We start from the raw sequence: 11,954 nt of genomic DNA, 5'->3' as shown, positions 1-11,954 counted from the left end.
GATGGATCAAACAAAGAAGAAACTGGCATTACTGGGAAATGGATATCTGTCCGGGATTGTAGTCGAGGCGTATAATATGGGACTGCTTGAGGGCTATAAACTTACCGGCATCCTGGGACGGACAAAGGAGAAAACAGAGGCGCTGGCTGCAAAGGCAGGCTGCAGAGCCTGCAGCACCATTGAAGAGCTGATGGAGGACAAGCCGGATTATGTGGCAGAAGCTGCGTCTGTAAAATCCATTAAAGACTATGCCAAAACCATTCTCTGTCAGGGAGCCAGCCTGGTCGTTCTTTCCATCGGAGCATTTGCAGACCAGGAATTTTATGAGCAGGCAAAAAACTGTGCTATGGAGCACGGCACCAGGATTTATCTGGCATCCGGAGCGGTAGGCGGCTTTGATGTGCTTCGCACCACATCTTTGATGGCCCTGGCACAGAAGATGAAGGCAGAGGGGCTGTCTGCTTCTGAGGCCGGAAGTCTGGACGGTTATCTTACAGCCGGAATTTCTACCAGAAAAGGGCCGGCATCCCTGATGGGAACACCGGTCTTTAAAGATTATTTCATGACAGATCCAGAAGAAGCGGCTGCTTTTTCCGGCAGCGCGAAGGAGGCTATCGGTCTTCTGCCGACCAAGGTAAATGTGGCGGTCGCTTCCTCTCTTGCTACAGCAGGCCCGGATGAAACTACAGTGGATATCACCAGTGTTCCCGGTATGGCAGGAGACGACCACAAAATTACGGCAAAGATCGGCGGTCCGGATGAGGTAGAGGCAGTAGTAGATATCTATTCCCGTACCAGCGCCATTGCAGGATGGAGCACCGTAGCCGTGCTGAGAAATATCCTGTCACCTGTTGTATTTTAACCGACTTTATATTTAAAATGATAATATCCGAAAATGGATTATAAGAAAGGAGATAGAAATGTTTCGTAAACTGACTGCCATTGAACCGGTCAGCCTGGAGGACTGGGCGGAGGAAAAGCTTCATACCTATGCAGAAGAAGTTGTATTATACAGAGATATCCCTGAAAATGATGAGGAGATCATCCGGCGCATCGGTGATTCAGATGCGGTTTTAGTAAGCTATACCACAAGGATTGGACGGAATGTGATTGAGGCATGTCCACAGATCCGTTATATCGGTATGTGCTGCAGCCTTTATTCAGAGGAGAGCGCCAATGTAGATATTGCCTGCGCCAGAGAGAGAGGAATCCGTGTACTGGGCATCCGGGATTACGGAGACCGGGGCGTGGTAGAATTCGTTTTAAGCGAGCTGGTGCGGTTCCTTCACGGGTTTGACCGCCCCATGCTCTATGACATCCCTACGGAGATTACCGGTTTAAAGGCTGGTATCATCGGCCTTGGTGTTTCCGGAACCATGATTGCAGAGGCGCTGCAGTTTATGGGAGCGGAGGTTTCCTATTTCAGCCGTACCCGCAAGCCGGAAAAGGAGGCAGCAGGCTTTGCCTACCGTCCGTTAAAGGAGCTTTTGGCAGAAAGCCAGGTGGTATTTGCCTGTCTGAATAAAAATGTGATCCTGCTTCACAAAGAGGAATTTGACGCTTTGGGAAAGGGAAAGCTTCTCTTTAACACATCCATTGGGCCGGCTCATGAGGTGGAGGCGCTGGCAGAATGGCTGGATCATGAGGGCGGTTATTTTATCTGCGACACCGCAGGAGCCCTTGGAGATACAGAAGGCATTTTAAAGGATCATCCAAACGTTATCTGCGCAGGAGTTTCTGCTGGAAGAACCAGACAGGCCTTTGGCCTTTTAAGCAAAAAGGTACTGGATAATATTGAAACCTGTTTAAGAGGAATGGAAGCATGAAAGCGCTGGTAATTGCTGAAAAGCCTTCTGTGGCCCGTGACATTGCCCGCGTGCTGAAATGCGGAAAAAATATAAATGGAGCCATTGAGGGAGAACGCTACGTAGTAACCTGGGGGCTGGGCCATCTGGTGGAACTGGCGGATCCGGAGAGCTACGACGCCCGCTATAAGGAGTGGAGGATGGAGGATCTTCCCATGATTCCCGATCCTTTTAAGCTGGAAGTGATCAAACAGACCGGAAAGCAGTATCAGGCAGTAAAATCCCAGCTTCACCGGAAGGATATTTCCCAGGTGATCATTGCCACAGATGCGGGACGGGAAGGAGAGCTGGTAGCGAGGCTGATTCTTAAAAAGGCGGGAAGCCGTCAGCCGATTAAGCGGCTTTGGATCTCATCCGTTACGGATAAGGCGATTAAAGAGGGATTTGCCTCCTTAAAAGACGGAAAAGAGTATGAATCCCTCCGGGACGCCGCATTGTGCAGAGCCGAGGCAGACTGGCTGGTTGGGATCAACAGCACCAGGGCATTGACCTGCAAATATAATGCTCAGTTATCCTGCGGACGGGTGCAGACGCCTACATTAGCCATGATTGCAGCCAGAGAGGAGCGGATCAGAGCCTTTGTGCCGAAACCTTATTATGGAATGAAAGCCAGGGTTCAGGGGATTTCCTTTACCTGGCAGGATAAGGCTGCATCCAGCAGCAGTTCCTTTGACCGGGCGCGGATAGAGGGACTTTTGTCCTCTCTTAAAAATGAGTCTGCCCAGGCAGAGCAGATCAAAAGAACGCCCAAAAAGAAGCAGCCGCCGCTTTTATATGATCTGACAGAGCTTCAGAGAGACGCCAATAAACAGTATAATTATACAGCCAAGGAAACATTAAACATCATGCAGCGGCTGTATGAGAATCATAAGGTACTGACGTACCCCAGAACGGATTCCAGATATTTGAGCCAGGACATTGTCCCAACGATAAAGGAGTGCTTAAAAGCCTGCTCTGTAGGGCCATACCGAAAGATCGCAGGGACTATGATCAACCGTCCTCTTGCCCAGAAGATGGCTTTTGTGGATAACTCAAAGGTTTCAGATCACCATGCCATCATTCCCACAGAACAGTTTGTCCAGCTGGATCACATGACCGTAGATGAGCGACGGATCTACGATCTGGTTGTCCGCCGCTTTCTGGCGGTGCTGTATCCGCCCTGCGAGTATGAGCAGACAGAGGTAACGGTACGGATCGGCAGCGAGCGCTTTACAGCCAGGGCCAATGTGGTTACCCAGACGGGCTGGAAGACAGCGTATGAGGGACAGAGCGGCTCATGGGAGGAAGATGAGAGCACGGAGGCAGCAGAAAGCAGCGCAGACAGCCAGAAACTTTTGAGCCTGAAGGAAGGAGATGTCCTGAAGGGAGTAGTTCTTGCCATGACGGAGGGGAAGACAAAGCCCCCTGCGCCCTTTAATGAGGCCAGCCTTCTGTCTGCCATGGAAAATCCGGCTGCTTATATGGAGTCAAAGGATAAGGCTATGGCAAAAACGCTGGGAGAGACAGGGGGACTTGGCACGGTAGCGACCCGTGCAGATATCATCGAAAAGCTTTTTTCCAGTTTTTTACTTGAAAAGCGGGGAAAGGATATTTTCCTCACCTCCAAGGCAAAACAGCTCTTAGAGCTGGTGCCGGAGGACTTAAAAAAACCGGAGCTTACCGCCCAGTGGGAGATGAAGCTTTCAGCCATTGCAAAGGGAGACTTAAAGCGGGATGCATTTATGGAAGAAATCCGTGACTACTGTAAGGAACTTCTGGGGCAGATTAAAACAGGAGAAGGGCAGTTTCGCCATGATAACCTGACCAATACCAAATGTCCGGTCTGCGGAAAACGGATGCTTTCTGTAAAGGGAAAAAACAGCCAGATGCTGGTTTGCCAGGACCGGGCCTGCGGTCACAGAGAGACTGTCTCCCGAACCTCCAATGCCCGCTGCCCTGTATGCCATAAAAAAATGGAGCTGCGGGGAAAGGGAGAGGGACAGATTTTCGTATGCAGCTGCGGTCACAAGGAGAAGCTGTCTGCTTTTAAGGACCGGAGAAAGAAAGAAGGAGCCGGCGTATCCAAAAAGGATGTGGCCCGCTACTTAAACCAGCAGAAAAAAGAAGAAACGGAACCATTAAACAATGCGTTTGCCGCGGCGCTTGCAGGGCTTAAGGTGGATCCGTAACATGTCCGGAAGGAAAAGAAAGAGGGAACAATATGGAACGAAGGATTGATCTGGCGGAAATTTCCGATGGAAAGCTTTACGGGGCAGAGGATATGGTAAAGGCGGACTGCGGAGACTGTGAGGGCTGCTCTGCCTGCTGTCAGGGCATGGGGGATTCCATTCTGCTGGATCCTTATGATATCTGCCGCCTGTCAGAGGGGCTTGGAAAAAGCTTTGAGGAGCTGATGAAGGAGGCTGTGGGTCTTAAAATGGCAGACGGACTGATCCTTCCGTATTTAAAGATGACGGGGGAGAAAGAGGCCTGTTCCTTTTTAAACTCAGAAGGCCGGTGTTCCATTCATACATTCCGGCCAGGCTTCTGCCGTCTCTTTCCTCTGGGCCGTCTTTATGAAAACGGAAGCTTCCGGTATTTTCTCCAGATCCATGAGTGCAGGAAGGAAAATCGGACAAAGGTACGGGTACGCAAATGGCTGGATACGCTTGATTTTGCGGCCTATGAGCAGTTTATCAGTGACTGGCACTACATGACAAAGGAATTGGGAGAAAGGATCCGTTCTTTGGGAGCAGAAGGGCAGGAGAAATCAAAAAAAATCTGTCTTTATGTGCTGAACCGGTTTTACATGGAGCCGTATGGAGAAACAAAAGGGTTTTATGAGGAATTTTACAGGCGGTTAGAACAGGCAAAAAAGGATTTGGAACTTAAAAACACCATGTACGTGCAGGAAAGGATAAAACAGGGATGAGAGAAAATATGAAGGAATTTACAGGGGGAATTGTGAAGACCCTTCTGTTTATCGGCCTTGTGATGTTCTTCTGTCCGGCCGTTGTATTTCTGGGGCTTTTTGCAGCGTCAAAGCTGGGGCTTACCACCTCCAGGGTTCAGGTTCCTTTAAGCCATGTGGCGATTGACGGAGAAGAAATACCCATTCCCCTGCAGGGAAAGGTTACGGAGGGAAAAGGATGGGTGCTGAGAAATTCCAAAGGCCAATACACACTGACTCTGGACGGACTAAAGGCAGGCAGCCTGGAAAGAAAGACTCCGGCTCTTGAAATCCAGGGAGATCTTACCCTGGTTTTGAAAAAGGGGACAGAGAGCGAACTTTTAAGTACAGACGCCGCCCTGAAAAAGGGGGCAGGTACTCTTACCATACGCGGAGAAGGAAGCTTAAGGCTTCAGGGAGAAACGGCCCTGGAGGGGGAGTGGAAGGAGGAAACGCTTAATCAGGATGAACCCTCTGCCCTGCGGATCGAAGGGGGGAAACTGGTATTTACCGGAGAGGAAACGGCTCTTTATGAGGATACCGTAGAGCTTGCAGGCGGGGAGATACAGATTCAGTGTCTGAATGGAAAGGGAACAGGGATCAGGGCCCATACATTGGACGACCGTCACTTTTCAGGAAGTTTGGAAATGGAGGAATCAGAAGAATGAAGCTGACGATATTGTGCTATGACAAATGCAGTACCTGTAAAAAAGCCTTAAACTGGCTGGATGAAAAGGGGATTTCCTATGAAAAAAGACCCATTAAGGAACAGAATCCCTCAAAGGAGGAACTGGCCGTCTGGCATAAGAAAAGCGGCCTTCCCTTAAAGCGCTTTTTCAATACCAGCGGGAATCTGTATAAGGAGCTGGGCCTTAAGGACAAGCTGCCCCAGATGACAGAGGAGGAGCAGCTGGAGCTTCTTGCATCTGATGGTATGCTTGTAAAACGCCCTCTGGCAGTTACAGACCAGTGGGCCTTCCCGGGTTTTCGGGAAAAGGAGTGGGAGGATCATCTGGCAGACTGAGCTGTAAGATGATCCAGGGATTCAAAACGATATCCCATTTCTTCCCATTTTGTCAGCAGTTCATCCAGAATCTGTCCATTGGTTTTTGATGTACTGTGAAGGAGAACCACAGCCCCCGGATGGATGCGGCCTAAAAGCTTTTCAAAGGCCTCTTCCTTCGAGGGCTGTTTGTTTTCATACCAGTCCACATAGGCCAGGCTCCAGAAAAAGGTCTGATATCCCATATCCTTTGCCATCTGCAGATTGCTTTCACTGTATTTTCCCTGAGGGGGGCGGTAGTATCGCTTCATTTTCTGTCCAGTGGTCTGTTCATAGAGGGTTTCCAGATCGGACAGCTCCTTCTGGAAGGCTTCTTTGCTGGAAATTTTTGACATATCGGGATGGTGATAGGTGTGATTCCCTACAATGTGGCCTTCCGATACCATCCGTTTTACCAGTTCGGGGCTTGTTTCCAGATAGTTTCCTACTAAAAAGAAGGCCGCCGGTGCATGATGCTTTTTCAGTGCATCCAGGATTGGTTCGGTGTTTCCGTTTTCATAGCCTGCATCAAAGGTGAGATAGATTACCTTTTCATCCGGATTTCCGGCATACCAGGCATGATACTGTTTTAAATATTCGGCAGAGGCATTCCCAACGGGTGTTTTTCCTTTTTCAGGAAAACCCAGACCCCAGTTTCCGTCTGCAGACGCTTCCAGATGATCCGAAGGGCCGAAAAATCCCGCTTCTGCCTGTCTGGCAGTCCACTGGCCGGCTCCGTAGGCCATCAAAAACAATACTCCTGTGAGTATGATTCCCCAGAATGAAAAATCCCAGGATCCATCATTTTTCATAATAACAAACAGCTCCCTGTATACGGTTAGTTCAGTATACAGGGAGCTTCGTTTTATTATGACTGGATTTCAGAGCGGGCCGGCAAAAAGCGGAAGGTGAGAATACACACAACCATGACAAGGACAGCGATGACGGTCCATCCCAGGCCGGCGGAATACAGCGGAAGGGAGTGGAAGATAGGGCTTAAAACTCCAAGATCCAGGCCGATGTTTTCAGCTGCATAGATAACGCTTATGAATCCTACAGAGCCGATGGTGCAGGGATAGATAAAGGGAATGTGTCCCAGCTTTGCATCACACAGTCCGAGCACGATCAGCATGATGGAAATGGGATAAATCGCATCCAGTACAGGTACGGAAATGCTTAAGATCACATTGAGCCCCTGATTGCAGACCACAAAGGAAAAACCTGCGATCAGAAGAACCAGCTGGCGGTAGGACAGCCGGGAGGTAAGGGTTGAAAAATACTGGGAAATAGAGGTGATCAGTCCCACGCAGGTTGTCAGGCAGGCCAGCGTAAAGATAGCTGCCAGAAGGACGGCGCCCGTATCTCCGAAGAGCTGATGCACGATGCAGCGCAGAGTCCACGCGCCGTTTTCCTGAATCGGGAATACACCGGAAGAACTCATGCCCATATAAGCCAGGATCAGATAAACGCCGGCTAGGATAAGCCCCGCGAAAATACCGGTCATAACCGTATATTTCATCACGTCCGATTTACGGCTGATCCCCAGTCCTGTGATGGTGGTAGCAATTACAAGGCCGAAATTTAAGGCTGCAATCGTGTCCATAGTCAGATAGCCTTCCAGAAATCCCTTCACAAGAGGATTGGAAGCATAGCTTTCCTGCGGCTCTGCCACATGGACATTTCCCTTTAAAAGAAAGTTAAAAAATACAAAAAGCAGTAAAAATAACAGGCTTGGTGTTAAAAATTTTCCGATCCTCTCTACCAGCTTGTTTGGGGTAAGAGCCAGCCATCCTGCAATGAGGAAAAACACAAGGGAAAATCCAAGCATGAATAAGGACAAATTCGCTTCCTCAGGAAGATAGGGAGCCACTGCCATTTCAAAGGGAAGGGAGGCTGCTCTGGGGATACCAAGTCCGGGGCCGATGGAAAGGTAGATAAGAATGGTAAATACGATGGCAAATTTCGGATTAACCCTTCTAGCAAGCTTTTCCAGGCCGTCAAACTTCGCCACAACGATCACGCCCAAAACGGGAAGGGCTACAGCTGTGATCAGAAAGGCTGCAATGGCAAATGGGGTCTGGCTGCCTGCATTCTGTCCTAAAAATGGCGGGAATATCAGGTTGCCTGCCCCGAAAAACAGGGAAAAGAGCATAAAGCTCACCAGCAGGATTTGTTTCTTGTGTAGTTTCATAATAAAAAGCCTCCTTTAAAATAAAAAAATCGCCCTTATAAAAAGGACGATTAAAAACCGTGGTACCACCTTAATTCCTGAATGAAATCCAGCTCATCTCCGCATCCTCTAATGCGTATCACCTGTAACGTGGCTCTGCTCCGGCGCTCCTACTAAACTTCAGTTTGCTTCTCCAGGATGATTTCATCCGTCAGGTTCAATGACAGCTCACACCAGCCGCTGTCTCTCTGAAAAATCCTCTGAGGATTACTTGTTCCTATCAAATGAATTTTTTCTATGGCTGTATTATAGAATAAAAAATCAGAAATTACAATAGTTTCCAAAATTATTTTTCATCACAGACCTGGAAGATGATGAATTTGAGATAATAGGATTCGTCTGCCGCCCACAAGATCGGATGATCGGCGGCCTGGGTTCTGTATTCGATCTGGCGCAGCCGTTTGTGGACATTGGCAGCTGCTTCACGGATGGTTTTTGTGAAAAGCTCCGGATCCATAAAATGGGAGCAGGAGCAGGTGGCAAGGTATCCTCCGTCTTTTACCAGCTTCATGCCTCGGATATTGATTTCACGATAGCCTTTTACTGCATTTTTGATGGAACTTCTGGATTTGGTAAAGGCGGGAGGATCCAGAACTACCACATCAAAGCGTTCTCCTCTTTGCTCTAACTGCGGGAGAAGGTCAAATACATCGGCGCACTGGAAATGAACCCGATCCTCTAAGCCGTTAAGGCGGGCATTCTCACGGGCCTGTTCCACTGCAAGCTCCGAGGCGTCTACTCCCAGAACATGGCCGGAACCGGCGATTCCCGCATTTAAGGCAAAGGAGCCGGTATGGGTAAAGCAGTCCAGCACCCGTTCCGGCTGCGTTTTTTTACACAGATTCTGTACAGCCAGCCGGTTGTATTTCTGATCCAGGAAAAAGCCGGTTTTCTGTCCATCCTCTACATCCACCAGATAGCGGACCCCGTTTTCCAGAATTTCCACCTTGGTATCAAAGGCTTCGCCGATAAAGCCCTTATAGCGATCCATCCCCTCCTGCAGACGTACCTTGGCGTCGCTGCGCTCGTAGATACCCCGAATATGGATATCCTCCTCTTTGAGTACCTTAAGCAGCTTTTCCAGGATTACCGGCTTTAAACGGTCAATTCCCAGAGCCAGGGATTCTACTACCAGAACATCGGAAAATTTATCGATCACAATACCCGGCAGGAAATCGGCTTCTCCAAAGATGACACGGCAGCTGGAGGTATCTACGGTGGCCTTCCTGTATTCCCAGGCATTTCTTACCCGCATTTCGATAAATTCATCATTAATGACAGCATCCCTTTTTCTGGATAACATCCGAACGGTCAGTTTGGAATGTGTGTTGATAAAGCCATGGCCCAGAGGATAGCCGTCAAAGTCCTCGGCTGTTACCAGATCTCCGTCCTTATATTCACCGGAAATGGTGTCGATCTCATTGTCATAGATCCATGCTCCGCCAGCCTTTAAGGAACGCCCGGCTCCCTTTTTGATCCGTACGCAGGCGGTTTCTCTGTATAATTCATCTTTTGTCATATAGGACTCTCCTTTAGCTTTCTTCCATAGGAATATCTTCTTTTATACCACAGATTACTCAGAGGCGCTACAGAGATTTTGACTGAAACTGCGGATTTTAATGGGGATGCTTTATTCCAGAGGATTCTGGGAAAGCACATGAAGCTGGTCAGTAATGATTTTTTCGGTCAGCCGCGCCATCTGAACCGGCGTTTCCTTAAGACCGGTCTTCAGCCAGTGCTGCACCAGCCCCAGGCAGCCGGAAACGATGAAGGCGAAGTAGGCGTCAAATACTGCGGTACTTTCGGTACGAACCACTTCCATCCAGTCGTGAAGACATTTATCACGCATGATCTGTTTCATCCGGTTGAGAAAGTTCAAATCTCCATTTTCTCCCAGGAGAATTTCTACCAGAGACGCATTTTCATATACCAGCGTATACACCTCATGGAAAATATTAAAGGGGCGGTCTAAAAGCTCTTCAGCCCGGTGCTTTTGGATCACAGAGTTTAATTTTCCAAGGAGCTCAGTTTCTGTCTGTTCCAGAAGATCAAACACATCTTTATAATGAAGATAAAAGGTTCCGCGGTTTAAGTCTGCCATTTCCGTCAGCTCCCGGACGGTGATATCCTGTATACGCTTTGTTTTTAACAGAGAAATAAGACAGTCTTTTAATTGTTTCCGCGTTTTGCGGATTCTTCGGTCGATCAGTTCTGTTCCCATTTTCATAACCTCCTTATGTATGGGATTTTGTATAATAATGAACATAAAAATCAAATATGTTGATTAACGTACATTGAATGTGAAATCAATCATTGTTATTTTAAACATTCATTAGTATAATCTATTATAGTTAAGTAATGAACATATGTCAATTATCGTTCACAGAGTTGAGAAAATAAACATGACCAGCAAAGAATCAGGAGATCGGTTGTATGAAAAAATGGAAGAGTATCAGGTTGATGTGCCTGATCGGGGCGGTTCTGCTTCAAATGGAAAATATGGATGCGCTGGCGGCAGAGCCGGGAGGTTCTGATCCGGGATGGATCTGTCTGGATGGAAAGTGGTATTGGCAGAAAGCGGATATGACAGCAGCCACAGGCTGGCTTTCAGCTGGAGGAAGAACTTACTATCTGAGGGAGGACGGGGTCATGGCGACCGGATTTCAAAAGGTAGGAAATGAGTGGTATTATTTCCATGAGGACGGTGGAATGAATCTGGGAGATCTGGAGCTTGATAATGCGGTATATACCTTTTCGGCAGAAGGTGCTCTTACCGGAGCCTCATGGAAGGAAAATACGGGAGGAGGAGCCTATTTTGCAGGCTGCTATGATACGCAGGAGCAGATTTTGTTTGAGTATTTATGCGATGAAAAGCGGGATCAGTATTTTGACGCCAGACCGGATCGGGAACATGAGTATGACGGGGATATGCATACGTCCTATGACCGGTATGCGGGCTTAAAAATGGATGTAAAGCTGAACCGGATTGCGGCTGCCCGCCTTAAGGAGGCCATGGAAAATGGGTATGCAGATGGGAAAAACAGCACTTATAAGGAGCTTTATATACGAAATTGTGAGGATGGGGAAGCTGCTTTTGATAAAATCATGGATGTGCTGGAAAAACAGTACAGCAGAGGAGAAGCTTATCAGGATACGCTGGATTATTATCGGTATTTGGGTATGGCCCATTATGAGGCGGACGGACGTCACTGGTTTATGGTGGTACTGAAGCGCTGAATGAAATGAACCCCGGGATGTTAGGAGCAGGATCAAATGAAGGAGAAATTGAAATTCGTACATAAAAAGAAAGAGAAGCAGACAGAGAATGGCTTGACGGAACGGTTGTCTGTTCGCCTTGCCCGCTTTATTTTAAGAAGGCAGAAATGGATTGAAAGCATATTTGTGGCAGGATGTGTTTTTTCCTTTATTGCAATGCTGTTTGTAAATGTGAATTACGATCTGACTGAATATCTGCCAAGGGAGGCGGCATCCCGTATTGGATTGGACCGTATGGAGGAGACGTTCGGATATCCGGGAACCGCACGGGTGATGGTAAAGGATGTAAGTCTTTATGAGGCGAAGCAGTATAAGGATCAGATAGAGGCTGTGGACGGAGTGGATCAGGTACTCTGGTGTGATGCTGCCGTTAATATTTATGCAGGAGAGGACTTTATCTCCATGGATGACATAGAGGATTACTATAAGGATCGCTGCGCAGTAATGGATATTACTTTTGATGAAGGAGATACGGCCAAGAGAACTTCCCGTGCTGTGGATGAGATCCGGAATCTTTTAGGGGAAAAGGGCTGCTATACCGGGATGGCCGTGCAGAACAAATCCTTAAAGGAAAATATAGAAAGCGAAATGCAGCTGATCATGCTGGTAGCG

Annotated in this window: 11 protein-coding genes, 1 pseudogene and 1 other annotated feature; of the genes and pseudogenes, 8 read left to right on the top strand and 4 right to left on the bottom strand. The window is 48.1% G+C overall.

Translation table 11 applies throughout. The features are described from left to right. The first annotated feature begins 1 nt into the window (after position 1). The 6 genes from ACZM6M_RS12125 to ACZM6M_RS12100 are packed head-to-tail and all read left to right on the top strand — an operon-like array spanning position 2 to position 5,818. Positions 2–862, top strand: coding sequence for an aspartate dehydrogenase domain-containing protein (locus ACZM6M_RS12125; RefSeq protein ID WP_296037280.1), 861 nt, complete (start codon positions 2–4; stop codon positions 860–862). 58 nt (positions 863–920) lie between these two features. Continuing rightward, a complete protein-coding gene (locus ACZM6M_RS12120; protein WP_337433196.1) occupies positions 921–1,826 on the top strand; it encodes a D-isomer specific 2-hydroxyacid dehydrogenase family protein in 906 nt (301 codons plus the stop codon). After that, the gene (locus ACZM6M_RS12115; RefSeq protein WP_489490447.1) at positions 1,823–4,033 is read left to right on the top strand and encodes a DNA topoisomerase III; all 2,211 of its coding nucleotides are present in this window, start codon (positions 1,823–1,825) and stop codon (positions 4,031–4,033) included. Before ACZM6M_RS12120 ends, ACZM6M_RS12115 begins: the two co-directional genes overlap by 4 nt. 32 nt (positions 4,034–4,065) lie before the next feature. Beyond that, the gene (locus ACZM6M_RS12110) at positions 4,066–4,776 is read left to right on the top strand and encodes a YkgJ family cysteine cluster protein (protein WP_418762154.1); all 711 of its coding nucleotides are present in this window, start codon (positions 4,066–4,068) and stop codon (positions 4,774–4,776) included. Beyond that, positions 4,773–5,462: a carbohydrate-binding domain-containing protein gene (locus ACZM6M_RS12105; RefSeq protein WP_340276731.1), complete on the top strand. Its 690-nt coding sequence runs from the start codon at positions 4,773–4,775 to the stop codon at positions 5,460–5,462. The genes ACZM6M_RS12110 and ACZM6M_RS12105 overlap by 4 nt, the downstream gene beginning before the upstream one ends. Then, a complete protein-coding gene (locus ACZM6M_RS12100; protein WP_066543689.1) occupies positions 5,459–5,818 on the top strand; it encodes an arsenate reductase family protein in 360 nt (119 codons plus the stop codon). The genes ACZM6M_RS12105 and ACZM6M_RS12100 overlap by 4 nt, the downstream gene beginning before the upstream one ends. Here the strand turns inward: ACZM6M_RS12100 and pdaA are convergent. The 4 genes from pdaA to ACZM6M_RS12080 all read right to left on the bottom strand — a co-directional run bounded on the left by pdaA (position 5,803) and on the right by ACZM6M_RS12080 (position 10,287). Continuing rightward, on the bottom strand, positions 5,803–6,648 hold the full coding sequence (gene pdaA / locus ACZM6M_RS12095; protein ID WP_066543691.1) for a delta-lactam-biosynthetic de-N-acetylase: 846 nt from the start codon (positions 6,646–6,648) through the stop codon (positions 5,803–5,805). The two genes, ACZM6M_RS12100 and pdaA, sit on opposite strands and share 16 nt — an antisense overlap. Before the next feature lie 56 nt (positions 6,649–6,704). Next, entirely contained in the window at positions 6,705–8,027 is a 1,323-nt protein-coding gene (brnQ, locus tag ACZM6M_RS12090) for a branched-chain amino acid transport system II carrier protein (protein WP_418762153.1), read from the bottom strand. 39 nt (positions 8,028–8,066) lie between these two features. Beyond that, positions 8,067–8,300, bottom strand: a binding site (T-box leader). A gap of 52 nt (positions 8,301–8,352) precedes the next feature. Beyond that, positions 8,353–9,585, bottom strand: coding sequence for a class I SAM-dependent rRNA methyltransferase (locus tag ACZM6M_RS12085; RefSeq protein ID WP_066543696.1), 1,233 nt, complete (start codon positions 9,583–9,585; stop codon positions 8,353–8,355). Between the two features lie 111 nt (positions 9,586–9,696). Then, positions 9,697–10,287, bottom strand: a complete 591-nt coding sequence (locus ACZM6M_RS12080) for a TetR/AcrR family transcriptional regulator (protein ID WP_066543697.1) — start codon at positions 10,285–10,287, stop codon at positions 9,697–9,699. A gap of 212 nt (positions 10,288–10,499) precedes the next feature. Here ACZM6M_RS12080 and ACZM6M_RS12075 point away from each other — a divergent pair, with 212 nt between their 5' ends. Together ACZM6M_RS12075 and ACZM6M_RS12070 are read left to right on the top strand one after the other, a co-directional pair. Further along, positions 10,500–11,303 carry a hypothetical protein gene (locus tag ACZM6M_RS12075; RefSeq protein ID WP_296037256.1) on the top strand — a complete coding sequence of 268 codons (804 nt, stop codon included), beginning with the start codon at positions 10,500–10,502 and terminating at the stop codon, positions 11,301–11,303. Between the two features lie 36 nt (positions 11,304–11,339). Beyond that, positions 11,340–11,954: pseudogene (locus ACZM6M_RS12070) on the top strand (efflux RND transporter permease subunit); the annotation flags it as partial.

The organism is Enterocloster sp. (assembly GCF_057861365.1).
This window is presented reverse-complemented; position numbering and strand designations above follow the sequence as displayed.

Excerpts from the sequence above, each read along its gene's own strand:
- ACZM6M_RS12125 (WP_296037280.1), top strand. The coding sequence starts at position 2 with ATGGATCAAACAAAGAAGAAACTGGCATTACTGGGAAATGGATATCTG.
- ACZM6M_RS12120 (WP_337433196.1), top strand. The coding sequence starts at position 921 with ATGTTTCGTAAACTGACTGCCATTGAACCGGTCAGCCTGGAGGACTGG.
- ACZM6M_RS12115 (WP_489490447.1), top strand. The coding sequence starts at position 1,823 with ATGAAAGCGCTGGTAATTGCTGAAAAGCCTTCTGTGGCCCGTGACATT.
- ACZM6M_RS12110 (WP_418762154.1), top strand. The coding sequence starts at position 4,066 with ATGGAACGAAGGATTGATCTGGCGGAAATTTCCGATGGAAAGCTTTAC.
- ACZM6M_RS12105 (WP_340276731.1), top strand. The coding sequence starts at position 4,773 with ATGAGAGAAAATATGAAGGAATTTACAGGGGGAATTGTGAAGACCCTT.
- ACZM6M_RS12100 (WP_066543689.1), top strand. The coding sequence starts at position 5,459 with ATGAAGCTGACGATATTGTGCTATGACAAATGCAGTACCTGTAAAAAA.
- pdaA (WP_066543691.1), bottom strand. The coding sequence starts at position 6,648 with ATGAAAAATGATGGATCCTGGGATTTTTCATTCTGGGGAATCATACTC.
- brnQ (WP_418762153.1), bottom strand. The coding sequence starts at position 8,027 with ATGAAACTACACAAGAAACAAATCCTGCTGGTGAGCTTTATGCTCTTT.
- ACZM6M_RS12085 (WP_066543696.1), bottom strand. The coding sequence starts at position 9,585 with ATGACAAAAGATGAATTATACAGAGAAACCGCCTGCGTACGGATCAAA.
- ACZM6M_RS12080 (WP_066543697.1), bottom strand. The coding sequence starts at position 10,287 with ATGGGAACAGAACTGATCGACCGAAGAATCCGCAAAACGCGGAAACAA.
- ACZM6M_RS12075 (WP_296037256.1), top strand. The coding sequence starts at position 10,500 with ATGAAAAAATGGAAGAGTATCAGGTTGATGTGCCTGATCGGGGCGGTT.